Origin of the sequence: uncultured Parolsenella sp., assembly GCF_934660935.1 — a bacterium.
GTDB lineage: Bacteria > Actinomycetota > Coriobacteriia > Coriobacteriales > Atopobiaceae > Parolsenella.
This window is the reverse complement of record NZ_CAKUIH010000002.1, coordinates 123,228-144,568: the sequence shown is the minus strand read 5'-3', so window position 1 is coordinate 144,568 and position 21,341 is coordinate 123,228. Positions and strand designations below refer to the sequence as shown.

Here is a 21,341-nt window from a genome sequence, read left to right as displayed (position 1 = left end):
GCGCCGCAGGCCCTCGGCACCCGGCCTCTGGGCATGCGACGCCTCGGATTTGCGAATGGCAACGACGTAAGCTGGAGCGAGCCCAAGGTGCGTGCCGGCACAACTCTGCCCGCGGGCCCTAGGCGCGCGCGACGGCCTCGAGCTCGTCGGCGAGCTTGACGGCGGCGCGGTCCTGGGCAAGGCCCCGGGCGCGCTCGCGCATGGCGCCGCGCTCCTGCGCGTCCGTCACGAGCGCGAGGAGCTTCTCGGCAAACGCCTCGCCGGAGACCTCCTCATCGGTGAAGAGCACCGCGGCGCCCGCGTCGGTGAGGTAGCGGGCGTTCGTGGTCTGGTGGTCCGCCGTGGCGAAGGGATACGGAACGAGCACGGAGGGTACGCCGAGGGCGGCAATCTCCGCGATGGATGAGGCGCCGGCACGCGAGAGCACGAGGTCCGCCGAGGCGAGCACGTCTCCCATGTTGTCGATGTAGGGAAGAAGGCGCCAGCGCCTGGCCTGATCCTCCGTGAGCGCGAGGGCCTCCGCGGCAGCGTCATAGCCGCCCTTGCCCGTCGACTGCACGACATAGAGTCCGTCAACCGCAAGCAGCCGCTCCTTGAGGGCTGCCATACCCTCGTTGAGGGTGCGCGCGCCAAGGCTGCCACCAAAGACGAGCAGCAGCGTGGCGTCGGCGGGGATGCCTAGCGCCTCACGGCCGGCCTCGCGCGAACCCGCGATGACGCTCCTGCGAACGGGATTGCCCGTGAGCACCACGAGCTCGGGCTTGTCCGCGCGGGCGAAGACCTCACGCGCGGCGGGCACGGATATGCAGACGCGCTCCGCGTGAGCCGCCATCATCTTGTTGGCAAGCCCCGGAACGGAGTTCTGCTCGTGAAGCAGATAGGGTACGTGAGCGTCCTTGCACCAGCCCAGGAGCGGAACCTCGACGTAGGCGCCAAAGCCGCAGGCGACATCGGGCGCGCCCTGCGCGCGGAAGAGCTTGCCGAGGGCCCTCTTCGCGGACCAGACGCGGTAGAGCGACGTAAGCGCGGTCCAGGGGCGAGAGCGGTCGAAGCCCGTGACCTCGACGGGCACGAGCTCGAAACCCGCAGCAGGCACGAGCGTTCCCTCGAGCTTGGAGGGGCGGCCATAGAAGGTCACTTCGTGGCCGCGGTCGCGAAGCTCCTCCGCGAGCGCAAGCGCCGGATTGATGTGGCCAGCCGTACCGCCCGCCGCAATCGCGACCCTGAGCTTGTCTGCCATCGCTATCCCCTTCTCCTTGGTCTGTTTGAACCACCCGAGGCACCGCCGTTGTTGCGGACCCTGGGACCCTTATCGTCCGAGCGCAGACGCGAGCGCGCGTCACCCTGGAGGTTGATCCTCTGGCGGGGGCCAGCGGCCCTGCCCGCCCCTCCCTCGACGACGGTGAAGGCACCGCCCGACGAGGGCCTGCCCTGAAGCGGCGTCGAGGCGACGCGCGAACCTGCGCCGGAGTAGCCGGAACCACGCGAGCTAGGCCTACTCGTGGGAGGCGTCGCGTATCCGACGCCCCTCACGTGCGCCTCGCCAACGCCCGTGTCCTCCTCGTCCGAGACGACGCCGATCTGCCTACGACGACGGTCGTGCTCCGTCTCGGGGAGGCTCGAATGCCTCGAGACGCCCACGATGGCCCCCGCCAGCGCCAGGCAGCTCATGATCGAGGAGCCGCCATAGCTCAGGAACGGCAGGGGCTTGCCAGAGAGCGGGAAGAAGCCGAGCACGCCAAAGACGTTCAGGAAGAACTGCGTGAGAAACAGGGTCGTCGCCCCGATGACGATGAGACGGCCCATGAGGTCAGGGGCGGAATCGGCGATCTTCTTGGCCTCATACGCGAGGAGCACGAAAAGCGCGACGACAAAGAGCGTGCCCACGAGGCCCAGTTCCTCGCCGATGACGGCGAAGATGAAGTCGTTGTGCGCCTCGGGGAGGTAGGAGTACTTGGCGACGCTCATGCCGAGGCCACGGCCGAAAAGACCACCGGAGCCAAAGGCCATGAACCCCTGCGTGAGCTGATAGCCGGAGTCCCATTGATCCAGCCAGGGGTCGAGCATCGTGAGGACGCGTTGGCGCGAGTAGCCGTCGGAGAGGACGATGACCATCGCCATGGCGCACAGGGCGCCAAGGACCTTGACGATCAGGTCGCGCCGAAAGCCCGAGGCATAGGCAAGCGAGATGATCATCAAGACGATGATGCCCGTGGTTCCCTTGTCAGGCTGGACGAGGATGAGCGCGAGCGGCCCGCCGAGGGCGACTCCCGCGGTGATCGCGAACGAGCCAATCGACGTGGCACGGTCGCCAAAGAACTCCGAGGCAAGCGTGGCGGCCGCGTACAAGACCGTCACCTTGGCGAACTCCGAGGGCTGGATGCGGAGCGGTCCCACGCTTAGCCAGCGCGTCGCTCCGTTGGCGCCCGATCCGGCGACGAAGACGACGACCAGCATGCCCATCGTCACGACCCAGAGGAACAGCAGCACGGGCCTCGAACAGATGCTGTGATAGTCGAAGAATCCCGTGCAAAACGCGAGTATGAGGCCAAGGCCGATGCAAAGCAGCTGACGCTTCAGGTAATACGCGGCGTCGCCCTGCTCGGACAGGGCCTCGATCGAGGAGGCCGAGAAGATCATGACGAGGCCGAAGCACGTCAGCGCGACGATGGCCGCGACGAACAAGAGCCTCGGCTTCATGATCGAAGCGGGCACGCCCATGATCTTGCGCTCTATGTTTGAGGCAGACGACTCCTCGCGGCCCGCCCGGGAGCCGCGCGCAGAAGCCACGCTGGCGTTGGCGCGTGAAGACACTAGTTGCTCCCCTTGGCGATGCGATCGGCGACGAGGGACTTGAAGACGCGGCCACGCTCCTCGAAGCCCGAGAACTCATCGAAAGACGAGCACGCGGGCGAGAGAAGCACGGTATCGCCGGGGCGCGCTGCTTCGATGCCGGCATCGAGCGCCTGCTCGAGGTGCTCGGCGCGGACCACCACGCCGCCGGCGGCCTCGACCGCCTCGGCGATGCGCTCCCCTGCCTCGCCGAAGCACACGGCGACGTGGGCGTGGCGGGCGACGTCTGCGGCCATCTCGGAAAGGTCCGTGCCCTTGTCGTGTCCGCCGAGGAGAATGACGACGCGGCCGGGCTCGAAGGCGGTGAGCGCCTTGGAGACCGCATCGGTGTTCGTAGCCTTTGAGTCGTTCACGAAGCGCACGCCGACAAGCTCGCCGCACGGCTCGATGCGATGCTCGAGCGGACTGAAGGCGAGAAGCCCGGCGCGGACGTCGACGGCGTCAACGTCGCACGCAAGCGCGAGCGCAGAGGCGGCGAGCGCGTTCTCGACGTTGTGCTCGCCGGCGATCGAGAGATCGCCCTTGTTCACGAGCTCGACGTCGCAGCCGTCAAGGCGCACGACGAGCATGCCGTCGGTACGTTCCCACGCGGCGCTCGCGGTCGTGGCCTCGGGGGCCTCGCCCGCGGCAAGCAGATGGCAGACGCGCAGGCCACGTGCCTCGCAGCGCGCGGCAATGTCACGGCACCAGGAGTCTCCGTCAGAGATGACGGCGAGGTCGCCGGCGTCCATGTTCCGGAAGAGGCGCTCCTTGGCGGCTGCGTAGTTCTCCATCGTCTTATGCCAATAGAGGTGGTCAGGCGTGACGTTGAGCAGCACGCCCGCATGGGGATGCAGCTCGACCGTTCCCGCAAGCTGGAAGCTCGAGAGCTCGGCCACGAGCCACTCGCCGGGAGCGCGCCTGGCAACCTCGCCGATGGCCATCGTTCCGATGTTGCCGACCGCCTCGGCAGCAAGGCCACCCGCGCGAAGGAGGTCGCGGGCGAGGGTGGTCGTCGTGGTCTTGCCGTTGGTGCCGGTGATGCCAACCCAGCGCTCGGGGCTCTCGCGCCAGGCAAGCTCGGGCTCGCCGATGATCTCCTTGGAGGCGGCCTTGCCATTCGCATAGAAGTCGCTGAACTCGGAGATGCCCGGGGAGGCGATCGCGAGGTCGAAATCGCCCTCGACGCCCTCGGTGCCGTAGACGACCTTCGCACCCTCATGCTCGAGGGCGAGCGACTCGTCAGACGGGGCGCTCTTGGCGCCGCCCACCACGGTCACGGAACTCACCCTGCCATCATCGCGCTGGGCGAGAAGGTACTCGGCAACGGCCTCTCCCGTCTTGCCAAGGCCAAGGACGCAAACGTCCCCAAGTTTGCCGCCAGTCATGTGAAAGCCCCCTTTGGCTCGTCATTTCAGTGTGTGGCGCGTCCCTGCCCGCAGCCATGGCGTCAGTGCCTCGGCAGCCCGCAGGGCTGTGCCACTCGTGCGACCACACTGCACGCGGCTTGTCGTGCGTCGCGGGCGCGAGCGGATGCGAGAAGGCCGCCCGAGGGCGGCCCGTCGTTAGCGAAGCTGGAAGTAGAGTGCGAAGCCCACCGCGGCGAACATGGCGCTCACGATCCAGAAGCGAATGACCACCTTTGTCTCGCTCCAGCCCTTCTTCTCGAAGTGGTGGTGCAGCGGCGCCATCAGGAAGATGCGCTTGCCAGTGGTCTTGAAGCTGATTACCTGAAGCATCACGGAGAGAGCCTCGCAAATGAAGAGGCCGCCCATGACAAGTGACGTCACCTCAGTCTTCGTGAGGACCGCAAGGGCCGCGAAGCCCGCGCCCAGCGCAAGCGAGCCCGTGTCGCCCATGAAGATGGCCGCGGGATAGCAGTTGTGCCAGAGGAATCCCACGCACGCGCCGGCGCTCGCCGCGGCGAACACGGAGAGGTTGATCTCGTCGTAGGAGAAGGCGACCATCGACATCGCGAGCATGACCACCATGACGGTGCCGCCCGCAAGGCCATCGAGGCCATCGGTGAGGTTAACGGCGTTGGAGAGGCCCGCAAGCAGCAGGAACACGAAGATCAGATAGAGCCAGGGCACGCTGACGCCGCCGACGCTGAAGCCAAGCACGCCTAGGTCGAGCGTGAAGCCACCCGGGAAGGTGATCGTCGGGGGGACGCCCACCCAGTTGACGGCGAGCAGGCAGAAGGACACGGAGATGACGATGAGGCCGAGCATCTTCTGCGACGGGGTGAGGCCGAGCGAGCGCCCGTGGCTCACGGACTCGACGTCGTCAAGCAGGCCGAGGAGGCCCGTCGCAATCGTAGCCGCGACGCAAAGGATGAGGTCGGGCGTCCAGCGCGCGAAGAGCACGGTCGTGAGGATCATGCCGGCGAGGATGATCACGCCGCCCATCGTGGGCGTGCCCTGCTTCACGAGGTGCGTCTGTGGGCCGTCAGCACGGACCTGCTGGCCGATGCCGTCCTTGCGCATGAGGCGGATGAACGACGGCATGAGGAGCGCCGTGATGAGACACGAGACGAAGAAGGACACAAACACCTGATAGGTCGGGTACTGGGACCCAACGAGAAGATTGGTCAACACTTACGCCGTCACCGCCTTCACGAATACGTCGAGCATAGCCGCGCGAGACGCCTTGACGAGAACGAGATCATCGGGCGCGAGCACGCCCGACATGACGTTCATGAGCGCATGGACGTCATCGACGCGAACGATCTTGTCCTCGGAGAAGCCCATGAGCCTCGCGGCGGACTCCATGTGGTCCGCGCGGTCGGTGCCGACGATGACGAGCATGTCGAGCGGCTTCGCGGCGGCATAAGCGCCCACGAGCTCGTGAAGGCGCTCCTCCTCGTCACCGAGTTCGCCGATCTCGCCGAGCACGGCGATGCGGCGGCCGCCCTCCTCCACCTTCATGCTGCAGAGGGCGTTGAGAGCCGCGGCCACCGAATCCGGCGCTGCGTTATAAGAATCGTCGATGATGCGGCAACCACATGCGGCGCGGACGACCTCCTGGCGCATGTGGGTCGGGGCGAGCGACGAGAGCGCACAGACCGCGGCATTCGCGTCGACGCCCATGTGGCAGGCAACGGAGAGCGCGAGCAGGAAGTCGGGCACGACCTGCGAGCCCGTAAGCGAGAGCGTGACGCGACGAGCCCCATCCTCGCCAGCGATCGAGAGGTCGAAGCTCGGGTGCGCCTCGTCATCCAGCGTGACGTTGGCGGCACCGGCGAAGCAACCCGCCCCAGCGCCCACGAGCGTGACGGGGATACCTGCCGCATCGGCGAACTCGCGCGCGATGAAGGGCGTGTAGTCGCCGTCCGCGCACATGAACAGGCGCGGCTCGGGAGCGACGGTGCTTGCCGGGACGGCAGCCAGGGGCGCCACGATCTCGCCCTTGGCGCGGGCGATGTTCTCGCGAGAGCCAAGCAGGCCGATGTGGCTGGTCCCGACGTTCGTGATCACGGCGACGCGCGGGCGCGCGCACTTTGCGAGGCGATCGATCTCGCCGGGGTGGTTCATGCCCATCTCGACGACGAGGACCTGTGCCGAAGTGGGAGCCTCGAGCAGCGTGATGGGCACGCCAATCAGGTTGTTGAAGTTGCCGGCGGTGGCGTGGACCTCGTACTTGGCGCCGAGGGCGTCCGCGAGCATCTCCTTGGTGGTGGTCTTGCCCACGGAACCCGTCACGCCAACGACGCACCAGTCCTGCCGCGCGCGCCACCACTCGGCAAGACGGAGCATGAACTCCGTACCGTCGTCATCGGCGGCGCGGACGATGGCGCAGCCGGCCTCGAGCGCGGCGCGCTCGACCTCGGGAGAGACCGCGCGTGTGACGGCGACGACGCCGGCACCGGCACCGGCAGCGATGGCGTTGGCAACGTAGTCGTTTCCGTCAACGTTCTCGCCGGGGAACGCGACGAACAGCCCACGCTCGCCAACGCGTCGGGAGTCGATGGCGACGCCGACGAGGGTCTCCTCGCCCGTGCCGCAGACAAGCGTGGCCCCGGTGGCCGCGCAGACGTCATTCGCAGTGCATTCGATCATGCGATCTCTCCAGTCGGTGGTTACGTTATGCCTTGGGGACATTCAGGTCGGTCAAGGCCTCATTCATGATAGCGACAAACGGCGGGACGGCCGCGGCGCTTCCGTGATACGCGGTGCCGTTGATGCCCACGTAGCACAGGATCGCGGCGTCGTTACCATTGGCGAAGCCGATAAACGAGCTCATGAAGCGGTTCTCGACATAGCCGCCCTCGCTCGAGGCCTGCTCGCCCGTGCCGGTCTTACCGACGACGTCGTAGCCCGCGATGTTGGCCTTCCTGCCGGTGCCGTCATCCTGCACGACGGCGCGCATATCGCTCACGACACACTCGGCGGCGTGCTCGGAGATGACCTGCTCGCCCTCTCCCCAGTCGACCGTCTCGCCGCCCTTCTGGACGAGGAAGTGCGGCGTCATCATCGTGCCGCCGTTGGCAACCGCACCGACCGCGCGCACGAGCTGCACGCTCGGGAAGGCGATGCCCTGGCCGAACGCCGCCGCGCCCGTCGTGGCGCCGGTGTACTGGTCGCGCGAGGGCACGATGCCGTCCGCCTCGCCGGGGAAGTCGATTCCGGTCTTCTGGCCGATGCCAAACTTGGCGAGGCCCGCACTGAAATTGTCCGCGCCGATGGTCATGCCCACGAGGGCCGCGCCCGTGTTGGAGGAGCGGCGCATGATCTCGGTGGGGGTCATGTCCATGGTGTAGTCACGATCGTCCGCGTCGCTGACCTCGTCGTCGCCGACCTTGACCGTCGGCGGGACCGTGAAGTTCGTGTTCTGGGTGATGGAGCCGGTGTCATAGCCGATCGCCATCGTGAGAACCTTCATCGTCGAGCCGGGCTCGTAGGAGTCCGAGACACTCGAGAGCTTGAGGCCCTCGTTGGTGATGCTCGAAGGGTCGGTGAGGTCCGCGAACGGCGTGGAGCAGGCAGCAAGGATCTCGCCCGTCTTCGGATCCGTCACCATGACGTTGCCCGACTCGCCTTTCACGTCCTCGACCGCCTGAGCGAGCTGGGTCTCGGCGACCTGCTGGATGTTGATGTCGAGGGAGACGATGATGTCCTGGCCGTCCGTCGCCTCGTGGATCTGGGAGGCGCCGCCGGCGACCGGCTGGCCATCGCGACCGCGCTCCATGAGCATCTCGCCGTCGGTGCCCTTGAGGACGTCGTCATACTGGAGCTCGAGGCCCGTGATGCCGTTGCCGTCAGTGTCGACGAAGCCGAGCACCTGGCCGCCAACGGCACCGTACGGATAGACGCGCTTCACGTCCGTGAGGGCGTAGACGCCGGTGATGCCATCCTCAGAGAGCGTGGAGAGGAGGTCGTCGGCAACCTCGGTGTCGATCTTGCGCTGCACGTAGGCGAAGGTGGTGTCCTGGGAGAGCGTCGACAGGTAATCATCCGCCGTGCCGCCAAGGGCGCTCGCAAGCTCCTGGGCACACGTGGGCTTGTTCGTGACCTCTTTGGGATTGCAGTAGATGGTGCGGCATTCGACGCTCGTGGCGAGGACGTTGCCATTGCGGTCATAGATGGTGCCGCGCTTGGCCGTCAGCGTGACATTCGTCGTGTGCAGGCTCTGAGCCTTCGTCGAGAGGTTAGGGGCATCGATGACCTGCAGCCACAGAAGCCTCGCCACGACGAGGGCGAACAGCACCATGACGAGCCTCGGGAGGGGCGTGTTCGAATTCGAGCCCCTACCACCAGAGCGCGCGCGGCGCGCCTCTTCATAAGAAGACGCGGGACGCCCCCTTCGGGCACCCGCGCCTCGATCGTTTCTGTTACCTCTCGTTGCCATGGCTCACCAGTCTACGCGAAACAAACCCTGGCGGGCATGTTATGAGATGGAGTCCACATCGACTGCATTCGCGCCGGCCGTGGAACCGTCGCCCTGGGTGATGTTGGCCTGGCCGAGCTGGGAGGCGACCTCCTCCGGAGAGGCGGCGGTGCTGGCGCTGGTCTCCTGGGCATCCGCGCTGGCAGAATTCTCGGCCTCTGCCTCGGCAGCGGCAGCCGCCTCGGCATCGCCGACGGCGAGCTTGACGGAGTCGCCCGCGAGGACCATGCCGTAGCTCTGGGTAGCGATGCGGTCGATGCGCGAGGCGCTCGAGAGGACGGAGCGCTGAACTCGGAGGTCATCCTGAAGGGAGCGGGCCTCCTTGAGCTCGCTTCTCATCGTGGAATTCTGGGAGAGGATGGTCGCAGCGTACGTGAAGACGCCGACGCGTGCGGCGGAGAGCACCATGAAGACCGCCGCGACGACCGCGAGGACCTTGAGGGCGGAGAGAACCTGCCTTGAGACGCCGGCGCGCTCGCGGGCATCGAGACCAGCACCTTCGATCGTCTCGAAAGAGCGAGCCCCCTGCGGAGCGAACGCCCCCCTCGAGGCGTCGAGGTCATATGCCTCGGTACCCATGTACGTCATTGCGAATCATCCTTGTGCTGTGAGAGTGGCGACAGGTGCGCCCGCCCCGCTTTCGCGGGGCGGCTTGGCACCCTGTTCTTCGTTGGTGGTGCGATTAGGCTGCGTTTAAGTGCGTTGTAGTGTGTTCGTGCTTCGGTGGTGCGTCGTTTGTGCGTCGTACTATGCAAGACGGCCTCGCGGCCGGCGTTGCCCTGTTTGCGCGTATCGGCAGAGCCCTAGAGCTTCACCGCGACGCGCGTCTTGGCGCTACGGGCGCGGGGATTGCGCTCGAGCTCCTCCTCGCTTGCCACGAGCGGCTTGCGAGTCTTGACGCGAATGATCGGCACGTGTCCGCACACGCACACCGGGAAATCCGGCGGGCAGGTGCAACCCTGGGAGTAGACGCCAAACAGGTGCTTGACGATGCGATCCTCCAGGGAGTGATAACTGATGACGCAGATGCGGCCACCGGGGTTTGCCCAGCGGATTGCCGCCTCAAGACCTCGCTCGAGGACTTCAAGCTCGTGGTTCACCTCGAGCCTGAGAGCCTGGAAGGACTTGCGGGCGGGATGTCCGCCGTGGCGACGCGCGGCTGCCGGGATGGCGGCCTTGATGGCGTCGACCAGCTCGAAGGTGGTCTCGATGGGAGCCTTCTCCCTGCGACGACACACCTCGCGGGCGATACGGGAGGCGAAACGCTCGTCTCCGTAAACGGAAAGAATCCGGGCGAGGTCGGCTTCGGTGTAGGTGTTTATGACCTCAGCTGCGGTTTGGGTGTGTTTTCCCGGATCCATCCGCATATCGAGGGGCGCATCCTCGTTGTAGGAAAAGCCCCTCTCGGGTAAGTCGAGCTGTGGAGACGAAACGCCAAGATCGAACAGGAAGCAGTCGACTCCAGGGACTTGGGCCTTGACGAGAAGATCGTCGAGATCGCCGAAGTTGCCCTTGAGGAACTGGTGCTGGCCCTCCGGGACCTCGCGCTCGAAACGCGCGGAAGCGGCGGCAAGCGCCATGTCATCCTGGTCGATGCCTAGGGACAGGCCGTTGGGGGCGACACGACGAGCGAGCTCGACCGTGTGGCCGGCACCGCCAAGCGTACAGTCGCAGACGATGTCTCCCGGCTTGGGGTCCAGCTCTCGCAGGACCTCCTCCAGCATCACGGGTACATGCCGATATTCTGCTGTCAACTTCTCCACCTCGCTAGTCCTCGTCGAAGAACATGTCATCGTCATCCTCCATCAGAGCGGCGAGCTGCTCGGCCCACTTCTCCGTGTTGTACACGGCGAAGTGATCCGCGTCGCCGACGACGACAGCGTCCTTGCCAAGTCCAAGCTTCTCCTGCACGGCAGCGGGGACCTTGTTGAGCGGAAGACGACCGCTCTTGTCAATCTCCACCGTGACGGTGCTGGAGTTGAGCCTCAGGCGACGGAGATTGTCCTTCTTGGAGTTGGCGTTGAAGCCCTCCTTGAAGTGACTCATCACCCATTCCCTGTGGCCCTCCGGGGTGAAGCCCCACAGCGCGTCCTTCACGAGGATGAGGCAGACCTTGTTGCCAGACTCTTCCTTGAACTCATCGCGATACTCGGCTGGAAGCGTAATGCGCCCCTGGGCGTCGACAGAAACGGTCTTCGACCCAGTCAGGTACATATTCAGCTCCCCTCCGGCTTCGCGACCGGCGTCCCGGTCTGAGTCATCCGCGTGCGTTTGCGCTAGCCAGAATATTACCGCCTGGGCACGCCTGAGCAAGCCTAAATCTGACTATTTCCCCCTAAACGGCACTACGAATGACTTATCGACATTCGTTCGAGGAACGCCATCACCACGGATAGTGGCGAACGTCCGTTTGCATACAGGAACTTGGGGCGCACGGATTTGCAATCGCTAGACGGGCACAAACGCGCAGGGCAAACGTTTGACGAAGCTGTGAAGGTGCAGGTAAAAGAGATGTCTTTCACAATGCTTGTCAAGTGGCGACCGGACGAGCGGTATCCGTGCACCGGCAGGAGGTATCGCACGAACATCAAAATGTATGCTATTGGCTCAAACTCGAGCACAGGGACGCTGTGGTTTGGAGACTTCGAGGCCGCAACGGAGAAGATGCGCTTTCATACGCCAAGCGCCCCTTCACGCCCCTCCTCCGACAGCCCTTCGCGCTCCCGGCAGTCAAAAGATGCGCCAAGTAGGGGGCTATTCCGGAACCAGGCGAGTAGACAAGCGAAACGCCTCCTCGCCAGCTGGGGTTTTGTCACGAGAATAAGGCGTCTACTCGGCCATTCGAGGATTAGGCCCCTACTTAGCGACCTTTTTGTGCGCCGCTAGGCCAACTCGGCCGAAAAGCATGGGCATGAATCTCGATTCGCCAAGTAGACATGCGGTCCCGCCGCCCAACGGTTACCGCCAGACGGATGAAAGCCGCTCCCCGCCCCTACGCGTTGGCGCGGGGGTGAGCTCCCAGATAGACCTCACGGATGTGGCTGCGGTCAAGGTGCGTGTAAAGCTGAGTGGTCGAGATGTCGGCATGGCCGAGGAGTTCCTGGACGATGCGCAGATCCGCCCCTCCCTCGAGCATGTGGGTGGCAAAGCTGTGACGAAGCGTATGCGGATGCAGTCCCTCGATGCCCACGACGCCGCCGGCTCTCGCCACAAGCGAGTGCACGCTCTGGCGCGAGAGTCGACGACCTCGGTTGTTGAGAAACACGGCAGGCGTCGACACGCGGGGGTTCACGAGCTGCGGGCGCCAATTCTCGAGATAGTCGCCAAGAACCTCTGCGGCCGTACCCACGATGGGCACGATACGCTCCTTGTCACCCTTGCCCACGACGCGCAGAACCTGCTCGTCGAGAAGGACGCGGCGCAGGTCAAGGCCGCAAAGCTCAGAGACGCGCAAGCCGCAGCCGTAGAGGACCTCGACGATCGCATGGTCGCGCTGCCCCGCCGGGGTCTCCGGGAAGGGCTGGTCAAGAAGGGAAGCGGCCTGGTCACGGCTGATAACGTCAGGCAGGCGGTCAGGCTTCTTGGGAAGCGGCAGATCGGCAGCGGGATGAGCCGCGGTTATACGCTCGGACACCATGAAACGGTGAAAGCCCTTGATGGCTGACACCGCGCGCTCGACGCTCGAGATGGCAAGGCCGCTCTCACGCAGGTGCTGAATGTGGGCCTCGATGCGTTCGCGGGTGATCTGGTCAGGCAGGGTAACGCCCGCGCGCTTGAGGCCTGCGATGTAGTTGCGCAGGTCTCGGCCATAGGCCAAGACGGTGTTGCGCGAGCAGCCGCGCTCGACCGAGACGTAGTTGAGGTACTCCCTGAGAGCTCGAGACAGATCCAACGTCGCTCATCCTTCAAACCAAATCGGACACGCCCGAAAAAACAACGGTCGCCCCACGCAAAAAACGCGAGGCGACCAAGATGGTAACAAGTTAACGAAGCGTTATGTCAGCTTACCAGCCCAACGCGCCAAATCGCCAGACGACAGGCACATCGCGGCGGTGTGGACGGAGGCCTGACGCCGTCAGACGGCGACCCGCCCTCCGCCGGCGCGCAGAGGTCACGGGGCGCCAGGAAATCAGACACCACCAGGCGTTTCCCTACTCCCCCGCGTTGACCTCGTGACGGTCGACACCCTCATGCTTGGCGATTGCCGCGCGAACGAACTCGCGGAACAGCGGCTGAGGACGAGTCGGACGGCTCTTGAACTCCGGGTGGAACTGGGCGGCCACGAACCACGGGTGCACGTCCTCGGGAAGCTCGACCATCTCGACGAGGCGGTCGTCCGGAGAGACGCCGGAGAAGGTGAGGCCGGCCTCGCGGAGCTTATCGCGGTACGAGTTGTTGACCTCGAAGCGGTGACGGTGACGCTCGTAGATGAGCTCCTCGCCATACGCCTCTCGGGCAAGCGAGCCCTCGGCAACCTTGCACGGATAGGCGCCCAGGCGCATGGTGCCGCCCTTGGACGTGACATCCTGCTGGTCAGGCATGATGTCAATCACGGGATACTCGCAGTCGGGGAGGAACTCGGTCGAGCTAGCGCCCGGCATACCGGCGACGTTGCGCGCGTACTCGCAGACAGCCACCTGCATGCCCAGGCAAATGCCGAGGAACGGGACCTTCTTGGTGCGAGCGCGATGCGCCGCCAGGATCTTGCCCTCGAGGCCACGGATGCCAAAGCCACCCGGCACCAGGATGCCGTCGGCGTCACCGAGGACCTCCTCGACGTCATCCTCGCCGAGGTTCTCGCCATCAATGAGGTCGATCTTGACGTGGCGGCCATAGTAGACGCCGGAGTGGTGGAGCGCCTCGATGACGGAGAGGTAGGCATCGGGCAGCTGCGTGTACTTGCCCACCACGGCGATACGCGTCGTGTCGGCCTTCGCGTTCGCCTCGTGCATGCGCGTCGTGAAGCCGTACCACTCGCTCATGTCGCACGTCCTGGGATCGAGGCCGAGCCTCTCGCAGACCTTCACGTCAAAGCCCTGGTCAGCGAGGTGCTTCGGCACGTCGTAGATGGAGGGGCAATCGGAGTTCTCGAAGACGCAATCCGCCTCGACGTCGCAGAAGCTCGCAATCTTGGCACGGATGGACTCGTCGACCTCGTGGTCGGAACGGCACATGATGAAGTCAGGCTGGATGCCCATGGAGCGAAGCTCGCGGACAGAGTGCTGCGTCGGCTTCGTCTTAACCTCGTGAGCGGCAGCGATGTAAGGCACGAGGCTCACATGGATGAGGCAGCAATCAGCAGCGCCCTTCTCCTTGCGGAACTGGCGGATGGCCTCGACGAACGCCTGGCCCTCAATGTCGCCGATGGTGCCGCCGAGCTCGGTGATCACAACATCGGCGCCACTCTGCTCCTCGACGCGGCGGAAGCGCTCCTTGATGGCATTGGTCACGTGCGGGATGACCTGGACGGTGCCGCCGAGGAAGTCGCCGCGCCTCTCGCGAGCGATGAGGCTCTGGTAAATGGCACCAGTAGTGAAGTTGGAGTTGCGCGTTAGGTTCTCGTCAATGAAACGCTCATAGTGGCCGAGGTCGAGGTCAGACTCGTAGCCGTCCTCGGTGACAAAGACCTCGCCGTGCTGGAAGGGGCTCATCGTGCCCGGATCGACGTTGAGGTAGGGATCTGCCTTCTGCATCATGACCTTGTAGCCACGAGCCTTAAGCAGGCGACCGAGCGAGGCGGCAGTGATGCCCTTGCCCAGCGAAGAAACAACGCCTCCGGTCACAAAGATGTGCTTTGTCATTCGATGATCCTCCCGTAAAAAGTGCCGACAAACACGTATCTACGGGCTTTCATCCTAGCACCGGAAATATACCTAAATATCGACGAACTTCACGTTAATAGAGATGCAACATGTCGCCACAAATTACATGCGCACCTCCCCCCCCATGCAACTATTGGCACCTTCAAACGGGGATCACATGCCATAGGGTCGCCAAAGATTCCGGGCCATCGACACCTACTGCGGACGAACACGCTTAAGCATCCGATACATGCCAAGGCATCATCGCGGATCAGACGAAAAGGCGGCGCCGGCACGATAGCCGACGCCGCCCGAATCACACGGCATTCAAAAAGCGAGGCAGTCGCCCGGCCCCGCTAGATGCCGGAGCGCTCGTACTTGGGCTCGCAGCAGACATTAAGGCCCAGACGACGGAGGAACTGCTCGTCCTCCGTCGAGATGATGACGGAGAAGAAGGCGTCGCAGCCACGAAGCTCGTCGAGCGCGCCGAGGACCTTCTCGGCGACCTCGCTCGTCGCCGACGTGATGGAAAGAGCCATCAGCGTCTCGTCCGGGTGCAGGCGCGGGTTCTTCGAGCCGAGGTAGTGCGTCTTGAGGCGGCTGATGGGCTCGATCGCAGAATCGGAGATGACCTCGAGCTCGAGATCGACGCCGGCAATCGCCTTGAGGGCGTTCATGAGCAGAGAGCTCGCGCAACCCAGGCGCGTGGAAGTCTTGCCCGTGATGACCGAGGCGTCCGGCATGACCATCGCACCCGCGGGGCCGCCCGTGACACGCTCGCGCGTGAGGGCGGCAGAGCGCGCCGGCGAGTAGTTCTTGTCGACGCCCGCCTTCTTCATGATGCGCTCGAGTCGCTCGACCTGGTCAGCTCCGGCACCGGTGCGCTTGAGCTGAACGGCGGCCTGGAAATAGCGGCGCACGATCTCCATACGGCTCGCATCCCGGCAGGCGTCATCGTCAGTGATGGCAAAGCCCACCATGTTAACGCCCATGTCCGTCGGGCTCTGGTAGGGACTCTCGCCCAGGATCTTCTCCATCAGGGCGCGTACCACGGGGAAGGCGTCGACGTCGCGGTTATAGTTGACCGTCATCTCGCCGTAGGCCTCGAGGTGGAAGGGGTCGATGATGTTGGCGTCGTCGAGATCAGCCGTGGCAGCCTCATAGGCGACGTTCACGGGGTGTGTGAGCGGCAGGTTCCACACGGGGAACGTCTCGAACTTCGCATAGCCGGCTTCGACGCCGCGCTTGTGCTCGTGATAGATCTGCGAGAGGCAGGTCGCGAGCTTGCCGGAACCAGGGCCGGGCGCCGTCACCACGACGAGCGGGCGTGAGGTCTCGACGAACTCGTTCTTGCCATAGCCCTCGTCGGAGACGATGAGGTCGACGTTGTGGGGATAGCCGTCGATGGGATAGTGCAGCTTGCAGGTGATGCCGAGGGAATCGAGACGACGACGGAAAGCGTCGGCGGCAGGCTGGCCGGCATACTGCGTGATGACCACACCCGCGACGGAAAAGCCCTGGCCGCGGAACAGGTCGACGAGGCGAAGCGCGTCCTCGTCATACGTGATGCCGAGGTCTCCCCTCGCCTTGTTCTTCTCGATGTGGTTGGCGTTGATCGCGATGATGACCTCGGCCTCGGACGAGAGGCTCTTGAGCATACGGAACTTGGAATCGGGCTCGAAGCCAGGGAGCACGCGGCTCGCGTGGTAGTCGTCGAACAGCTTGCCGCCAAACTCGAGGTAGAGCTTGCCGCCAAACTGGTTGATGCGCTCACGGATGCGCGAAGCCTGTAGTTCGATGTACTTGTCGTTATCAAAACCCTGACGCATGCGCATCCCTTCTCGTAACCACCACTCAAGCACGGGCGAGGCGGACGTCCCGCTCGTCCACATGCTACCGTGGCATCATGTCCCAAGACTATGACTTTAACCGACTGGAGGCCCCACGTGAGCGAGACCCACAATGAGCAGATGACGGGACACGCCACCACCAAAAACAGCGCGGACGCCGACATCACGACGAGGCTTCGCCCCATCTACACACAGAGCGGGCTCGACGCCCTCGCCGGCTCGCGCGTGCTCGTATTCGGGCTCGGCGGAGTGGGCTCTAGCTGCGTGGAAGCACTCGCACGCTCAACCGTGGGTGAGCTTTACCTCGTGGACCGCGACACCGTCGACCGCAGCAACCTCAACCGACAAGCCCTCGCCTTCGAGAGCACGATTGGCCGGGACAAGACGACCGTCATGCGCGAGATTGTGGCCCAGATCAACTCTCAGTGCCACGTGGAGACGCTCAAGACCTTCATTGACAGGGACAACGTGTCCAAGGTGCTCGCCTGGGCAGGCGCCGAGGTGGACGAGGAAGGCCGCGTGGTCGGTCGCGGACGCATCGACTATGTGGTTGACGCCATCGACACGATGACGCAGAAGCTCGTGCTCGCGAAGCTGTGCTGGGACGCCAACATTCCGCTGATCAGCAGCATGGGCGCCGCGAACAGGCTCAACCCCGAGCTACTCGAGATCTGCGACATCAGGAAGACCCACGGCTGCCGCATGTCCCGCACGATTCGCAAGGAGTGCGGCAGGCGCGGCATCCCCCACCTCGAGGTCCTCTACTCCTCCGAAGGCCCGGTGCGCCCGAGCACCGTGGCCGGCTCCTCGCATGGCGGCCTCTCCAACCTGGGAACGGCAAGCTACATGCCCCCGATCATGGGGCAGATGGTGGCGGGTCGCGTCGTCCGGGCGCTAATCGGCTACGAGCCGTGGCGCTGGGACAAGAAGAGCGGTGCCATCGACGCCGCCCGCGAAACCGGGACAGAATCCGTGACTGCCGCAGCCACCACGACAGGCGGCACCGCCATCGCCCCCGAGACGGAGTAGACGCGATGGCGGCCGATATCTTCGACATGCACTGCCACCTCGGGTTTTATGAGAATCCCGGCGAAGCGGCCACCGAGCTGTCGCGCCTGGGCGTAAGCGGCATTTGTGCCACCGTGACGCCCGACGAGTACGCCAGGCTTTCGAATAAAGCCCAGGTAGCAGAGGCGTTCCGCCTAGGCGTGGGTCTCCACCCCTGGTGGCTCGCAGACGGTCGCTGCACCAAGGCGGACGTGCGCCAAGCCGCCGAGATCGCCGCCGAGTGCACCCACATCGCCGAGATAGGCCTCGACTTCTCCCACGGGAGGGACGCTTGCGCGCGCACGCAGGTCGAAGCGCTCGACATCCTGCTCGAAGCCTGTGCCGCCTCCCACCACGTGCTCTCGATTCACGCCGTCGCATCTGCGACCACCTTGCTCGACGCGCTCGAGCGACACAGGACGCACGAGACGAGCACGCCGATCCTGCACTGGTTCTCGGGTTCTGGCGACGAGCTGGTTCGCGCGCGCCAGATGGGCTGCCTCTTCTCGGTCAACGAGTTCATGCTCGCAACGCGCCGGGGCCGCGCCTACGCGCGCCAGATCCCGACAGGCCAGCTACTCCTCGAGACCGACCTCCCCGCCGAGCCGGGACACCCCCTCGCCGTCTCACCAGCCGAACACGCGCGGCGACTGCGCGCCACGCTTGACGCCCTCTGCGAGCTGCGGGGCGAGGACGTCCGCGACGCCATCGCCTGCACCAGCCGCGAGCTACTCGCGCCGTAGCCTCGAGACGCGCCAGACGGCCGCGCGGCACGCCGCGTCCGCGTCGTCCACCTGGCCGCACGCCACGCGCCAAACGCGAGCGCCCAAGATTGGGTAGCATCGAGCCAAGAACGAACGGGCGCCCGAGTGGCGCCACGCACCAGAGAAGGGACCCGCCATGCAAGACTTCCTCACACTCGCCCACAAGCGTTACTCCTGCCGCAAGCTCTCTGACGCCCCGGTCGAGGCCGAGAAGATCGACGCCCTGCTAGAGGCCGCCATCTGTGCCCCCACCGCATGCAACAAGCAGCCCTGGCACGCCTGGGTCATCGAGAGCCCAGAGGCCATCGAGCGCCTCGGTGGCTGCACGCGCTTCGTGTTCGGCGCGCACGCGGTCATCGCCATCGGTGCCAAGGCAGAGGACGGATGGGTCCGCAAGTCTGACGGCCGCGCGTTCGCCGACGTCGACGCCGCCATCGCTGCCACGCACGTCATGCTCGCGGCGCAGGACCTGGGCCTTGGCACCACGTGGGTGGGAGCCTTCGACACGAACGCCTTCGCCGAAGCCTTCCCGGAGACCGCCGGCTATGACATGATCGCCCTCTTCCCCATCGGCTACCCCGCCGATGACGCAGAGCCCGGTCCGCTCCACCCCGCGCGCAAGGACGCCTCCGAGCTCGTCAGTCGCATCTAGCCCGTTCGGCGGCAGCACCTACTCAGCCCGCCGCCAGCACCTGTCCCGCTCGTCGGCAGCACCCAGCCCACGCCCGAAAACGTCGCCCCTTCCCGACCACTCCGAGGTACGCATGAACATCCAGATATTCGGCACCAAGAAGAGCTTCGACACGAAGAAGGCCCAACGCTGGTTCAAGGAGCGCCGCATCAAGTTCCAGTTCATCGACCTCAAGGAGAAGGAGATGAGCAAGGGCGAGCTCAGAAGCGTCTGCCAGGTCGTCGGCGGCATTGACACCGTGCTCGACCCCAAGGCGAAGGACGAGGATACCCTCGCCCTCGTTCAGAACCTCGCCGAGAGCCAGCGCTTCGACAAGCTCCTCGAAAACCAGCAGCTCCTCCGCAAGCCGATCGTCCGTAACGGCCGCGCCGCGACCGTGGGCTACGCCCCCGAGGTCTGGAGCACGTGGGAGTAGACCCCAAAGACCGACCGCACGCGCGCTCTCCACTACCGCCTACGGGCCGATTGCTGACAGCGTTACCGGTTCCCAATATTCTTTACACATTATTGGTAATCGCAGGTATACGCAGTGTGTGATCTTCGCAATAGGCCTGCACTCATATTGAGGGGGAAATCATGAGCTTCAAGAAGGTCGTTGTCGCGGGCGGCGGTGTGCTCGGTAGCCAGATTGCGTTCCAGGCGGCTTATTGCGGGTTTGACGTCACCATCTGGCTCCGGAGCGAGGGCAGCATCGGTCGCACGCAGCCCAAGATCGACAAGCTGCTGGATACCTATCGTGACGAGATCGAGGGCATGGCAGCCGGCACCGCCACCTGGTGCGCCGGCATCGCGGATTCAGACAAGCCCCTCGACAAGGAGGCCTGTCTCGAGCGCGCCCAGGCTGCCCACGATGGCATTAAGCTCGAGCTTGACATGGCCACCGCCGTCGCTGACGCCGACCTCGTGATCGAGTCGATGGCGGAGGACGCCAAGGCGAAGGTCGAGTTCTACGAGAAGATCGCCCCGCTCCTGCCCGCCAAGACCGTCATCGCCACGAACTCCTCCACCCTCCTGCCAAGCCAGTTCGCAAAGTACACCGGCAGGCCCGACAGGTACCTGGCGCTTCACTTCGCCAACTCCATCTGGAGGAACAACACCGCCGAGGTCATGGGGCAGGCGTCGACCGACCCGACCCGCTTTGACGAGATGCTCGAGTTCGCCAACCAGATCCGCATGATCGCGCTGCCGGTTCGCAAGGAGAAGAACGGCTACCTGCTGAACTCCATGCTCGTACCGTGGCTGCTTTCCGGCCTCGACCTGTGGGCGAGCGGCGTGTCTGACCCGAAGAGCATCGACATCGCCTGGGAGCACGGCACCGGCGCCCCCAAGGGTCCCTTCCGCGTTATCGACACCGTGGGCCTCAACACCGCCTACAACATCGTGCTTCAGTTCCAGAGCGTTCCGGGCCTGCTCAACCCGCTCTTCAAGAAGATGATGCTGCCGTACAACTACAAGGAGATGGCACGTCTCCTCAAGTCCATGATTGACGAGGGCAAGCTCGGCATGAGTTCGGGCGAGGGATTCTACAGCTACGAGTAGGTCACGCCCGGGACCGAGGCGGCAGCGGCAACGGGTCCCGCGGCGCGCGACACCGCAGCCAGGGCCCACCGCAGCCCTGGCTCTGCCGCAACGCACGGCGCACACAAACGACGGAGCCTCCTGGCGAGTTCGCCAGGAGGCTCCGCGCATTAGGTCCCGTCACTTTGACCCGAGCAGTGCCTTCGTGCGCCCGACGAGCTTCGCGTAGACACGCTCACACATCCAAGGCTCGTTCGAGAGCTTGCAGACGTCATCAATCGAAACCCACCTGAGGCCGCTATTCTCGTCCGGCTTCTCGCGAAGCGGCTCGGACGGGTCGGCAACGAAAAGGTAGGTCGCGTTCAGGTGCACATGGGAGCTCACGTAGCTCCCGCGCTTGACGTGCCCCGCCACGGGCAGGGCCTCGACGGATAGGATCGCGCCCTCGCCCAAACCCTCGCTGACAAGGCAAGCGCCCGCGACCCCGGTCTCCTCCTCGAGCTCGCGCGCCGCGACCGCCGCGAGGTCAAAGTCGCCATCCGCATGGCCGCCGACCCAGCTCCAGGAGTTATAGATGTTGTGATAGCACAGGAGCGTCCGCTCGCCGGTGGCGTCGACCGTCCAAGCAGACGCCGTGAGATGCGCGAGCGAGCCGCGGAGGGCAACCTCGGGGTCGTGCTCGAGGCAGTCCAGCATAAGCGCCCTGTCCGCGACCTCCTGATCGCATTCCGGTACGAACGCGCGAACGTCATCAATGAGCGCCATGACAGCCTCCCCGTGGGCAAAGGATGAGTAAACACCAGGATATCGCAGCGACGCGGCTCCCTCGCGCCCGCATTCGCCAAGCGTGCGCAAAGTGGCATCTCGCCATTCCCGTGGCACCTTCGCAAGCATCCGGCATCAGGATCCCACATGCCCCGCAAGCAGGACTTTATTCTGTATTTGTTGCGCA

18 protein-coding genes are annotated in these 21,341 nt (G+C 64.9%); 5 read left to right on the top strand and 13 right to left on the bottom strand.

Features of this window, described 5'->3' with window-relative positions:
• Nucleotides 1–118: 118 nt before the first annotated feature.
• From Q0H23_RS01640 to Q0H23_RS01585, 12 genes are all read right to left on the bottom strand, one after another.
• The gene (locus Q0H23_RS01640) at nucleotides 119–1,240 is read right to left on the bottom strand and encodes a UDP-N-acetylglucosamine--N-acetylmuramyl-(pentapeptide) pyrophosphoryl-undecaprenol N-acetylglucosamine transferase (RefSeq protein ID WP_293835019.1); all 1,122 of its coding nucleotides are present in this window, start codon (nucleotides 1,238–1,240) and stop codon (nucleotides 119–121) included.
• 2 nt (nucleotides 1,241–1,242) lie between these two features.
• Complete coding sequence (locus Q0H23_RS01635) at nucleotides 1,243–2,814, bottom strand: putative peptidoglycan glycosyltransferase FtsW (RefSeq protein WP_293835016.1); 1,572 nt, start codon at nucleotides 2,812–2,814, stop codon at nucleotides 1,243–1,245.
• Nucleotides 2,814–4,220: a UDP-N-acetylmuramoyl-L-alanine--D-glutamate ligase gene (murD, locus tag Q0H23_RS01630; protein WP_293835014.1), complete on the bottom strand. Its 1,407-nt coding sequence runs from the start codon at nucleotides 4,218–4,220 to the stop codon at nucleotides 2,814–2,816. The genes Q0H23_RS01635 and murD overlap by 1 nt, the downstream gene beginning before the upstream one ends.
• 177 nt (nucleotides 4,221–4,397) lie before the next feature.
• Nucleotides 4,398–5,429 (bottom strand): phospho-N-acetylmuramoyl-pentapeptide-transferase, encoded by a 1,032-nt coding sequence (gene mraY, locus Q0H23_RS01625; RefSeq protein WP_293835011.1) that lies wholly within the window; start codon nucleotides 5,427–5,429, stop codon nucleotides 4,398–4,400.
• On the bottom strand, nucleotides 5,430–6,890 hold the full coding sequence (murF, locus tag Q0H23_RS01620; RefSeq protein ID WP_293835007.1) for a UDP-N-acetylmuramoyl-tripeptide--D-alanyl-D-alanine ligase: 1,461 nt from the start codon (nucleotides 6,888–6,890) through the stop codon (nucleotides 5,430–5,432).
• A 25-nt stretch (nucleotides 6,891–6,915) separates the two neighbouring features.
• On the bottom strand, nucleotides 6,916–8,541 hold the full coding sequence (locus tag Q0H23_RS01615; protein ID WP_293835003.1) for a penicillin-binding protein 2: 1,626 nt from the start codon (nucleotides 8,539–8,541) through the stop codon (nucleotides 6,916–6,918).
• Between the two features lie 177 nt (nucleotides 8,542–8,718).
• A complete protein-coding gene (locus Q0H23_RS01610; RefSeq protein ID WP_293834999.1) occupies nucleotides 8,719–9,306 on the bottom strand; it encodes a hypothetical protein in 588 nt (195 codons plus the stop codon).
• 215 nt (nucleotides 9,307–9,521) lie between these two features.
• Nucleotides 9,522–10,511, bottom strand: coding sequence for a 16S rRNA (cytosine(1402)-N(4))-methyltransferase RsmH (gene rsmH / locus Q0H23_RS01605; protein WP_293834995.1), 990 nt, complete (start codon nucleotides 10,509–10,511; stop codon nucleotides 9,522–9,524).
• The gene (locus Q0H23_RS01600) at nucleotides 10,486–10,932 is read right to left on the bottom strand and encodes an MraZ family transcriptional regulator (RefSeq protein ID WP_293815170.1); all 447 of its coding nucleotides are present in this window, start codon (nucleotides 10,930–10,932) and stop codon (nucleotides 10,486–10,488) included. The genes rsmH and Q0H23_RS01600 overlap by 26 nt, the downstream gene beginning before the upstream one ends.
• Before the next feature lie 778 nt (nucleotides 10,933–11,710).
• Nucleotides 11,711–12,610: a site-specific tyrosine recombinase XerD gene (locus tag Q0H23_RS01595; protein ID WP_293834992.1), complete on the bottom strand. Its 900-nt coding sequence runs from the start codon at nucleotides 12,608–12,610 to the stop codon at nucleotides 11,711–11,713.
• A 259-nt stretch (nucleotides 12,611–12,869) separates the two neighbouring features.
• Entirely contained in the window at nucleotides 12,870–14,519 is a 1,650-nt protein-coding gene (locus tag Q0H23_RS01590) for a CTP synthase (protein WP_293834990.1), read from the bottom strand.
• A 356-nt stretch (nucleotides 14,520–14,875) separates the two neighbouring features.
• Nucleotides 14,876–16,348 carry a DUF1846 domain-containing protein gene (locus tag Q0H23_RS01585; protein ID WP_293834987.1) on the bottom strand — a complete coding sequence of 491 codons (1,473 nt, stop codon included), beginning with the start codon at nucleotides 16,346–16,348 and terminating at the stop codon, nucleotides 14,876–14,878.
• 117 nt (nucleotides 16,349–16,465) lie between these two features.
• On the opposite strand from Q0H23_RS01585, the gene Q0H23_RS01580 reads away from it, so the two are divergent.
• The 5 genes from Q0H23_RS01580 (at nucleotide 16,466) to Q0H23_RS01560 (ending at nucleotide 20,410) form a co-directional block, all read left to right on the top strand.
• Entirely contained in the window at nucleotides 16,466–17,398 is a 933-nt protein-coding gene (locus Q0H23_RS01580) for a tRNA threonylcarbamoyladenosine dehydratase (RefSeq protein WP_293834984.1), read from the top strand.
• 5 nt (nucleotides 17,399–17,403) lie between these two features.
• The gene (locus Q0H23_RS01575; protein ID WP_293834981.1) at nucleotides 17,404–18,159 is read left to right on the top strand and encodes a TatD family hydrolase; all 756 of its coding nucleotides are present in this window, start codon (nucleotides 17,404–17,406) and stop codon (nucleotides 18,157–18,159) included.
• A gap of 157 nt (nucleotides 18,160–18,316) precedes the next feature.
• On the top strand, nucleotides 18,317–18,832 hold the full coding sequence (locus Q0H23_RS01570; RefSeq protein ID WP_293834978.1) for a nitroreductase family protein: 516 nt from the start codon (nucleotides 18,317–18,319) through the stop codon (nucleotides 18,830–18,832).
• Between the two features lie 112 nt (nucleotides 18,833–18,944).
• A complete protein-coding gene (locus Q0H23_RS01565) occupies nucleotides 18,945–19,286 on the top strand; it encodes an ArsC/Spx/MgsR family protein (RefSeq protein ID WP_293834973.1) in 342 nt (113 codons plus the stop codon).
• A 161-nt stretch (nucleotides 19,287–19,447) separates the two neighbouring features.
• Entirely contained in the window at nucleotides 19,448–20,410 is a 963-nt protein-coding gene (locus Q0H23_RS01560) for a 3-hydroxyacyl-CoA dehydrogenase (RefSeq protein WP_293834971.1), read from the top strand.
• 159 nt (nucleotides 20,411–20,569) lie between these two features.
• On the opposite strand, the gene Q0H23_RS01555 is transcribed toward Q0H23_RS01560, so the two are convergent.
• Nucleotides 20,570–21,154 (bottom strand): NUDIX hydrolase, encoded by a 585-nt coding sequence (locus tag Q0H23_RS01555; protein ID WP_293834969.1) that lies wholly within the window; start codon nucleotides 21,152–21,154, stop codon nucleotides 20,570–20,572.
• Nucleotides 21,155–21,341: the final 187 nt, after the last annotated feature.

What these genes read in the sequence shown, in the direction of transcription:
- Q0H23_RS01640 (WP_293835019.1), bottom strand. Translation starts at nt 1,240, where the DNA reads ATGGCAGACAAGCTCAGGGTCGCGATTGCGGCGGGCGGTACGGCTGGC.
- murD (WP_293835014.1), bottom strand. Translation starts at nt 4,220, where the DNA reads ATGACTGGCGGCAAACTTGGGGACGTTTGCGTCCTTGGCCTTGGCAAG.
- murF (WP_293835007.1), bottom strand. Translation starts at nt 6,890, where the DNA reads ATGATCGAATGCACTGCGAATGACGTCTGCGCGGCCACCGGGGCCACG.
- Q0H23_RS01615 (WP_293835003.1), bottom strand. Translation starts at nt 8,541, where the DNA reads ATGGTGCTGTTCGCCCTCGTCGTGGCGAGGCTTCTGTGGCTGCAGGTC.
- Q0H23_RS01610 (WP_293834999.1), bottom strand. Translation starts at nt 9,306, where the DNA reads ATGACGTACATGGGTACCGAGGCATATGACCTCGACGCCTCGAGGGGG.
- rsmH (WP_293834995.1), bottom strand. Translation starts at nt 10,511, where the DNA reads ATGACATGTTCTTCGACGAGGACTAGCGAGGTGGAGAAGTTGACAGCA.
- Q0H23_RS01600 (WP_293815170.1), bottom strand. Translation starts at nt 10,932, where the DNA reads ATGTACCTGACTGGGTCGAAGACCGTTTCTGTCGACGCCCAGGGGCGC.
- Q0H23_RS01590 (WP_293834990.1), bottom strand. Translation starts at nt 14,519, where the DNA reads ATGACAAAGCACATCTTTGTGACCGGAGGCGTTGTTTCTTCGCTGGGC.
- Q0H23_RS01585 (WP_293834987.1), bottom strand. Translation starts at nt 16,348, where the DNA reads ATGCGTCAGGGTTTTGATAACGACAAGTACATCGAACTACAGGCTTCG.
- Q0H23_RS01575 (WP_293834981.1), top strand. Translation starts at nt 17,404, where the DNA reads ATGGCGGCCGATATCTTCGACATGCACTGCCACCTCGGGTTTTATGAG.
- Q0H23_RS01570 (WP_293834978.1), top strand. Translation starts at nt 18,317, where the DNA reads ATGCAAGACTTCCTCACACTCGCCCACAAGCGTTACTCCTGCCGCAAG.
- Q0H23_RS01565 (WP_293834973.1), top strand. Translation starts at nt 18,945, where the DNA reads ATGAACATCCAGATATTCGGCACCAAGAAGAGCTTCGACACGAAGAAG.
- Q0H23_RS01560 (WP_293834971.1), top strand. Translation starts at nt 19,448, where the DNA reads ATGAGCTTCAAGAAGGTCGTTGTCGCGGGCGGCGGTGTGCTCGGTAGC.
- Q0H23_RS01555 (WP_293834969.1), bottom strand. Translation starts at nt 21,154, where the DNA reads ATGGCGCTCATTGATGACGTTCGCGCGTTCGTACCGGAATGCGATCAG.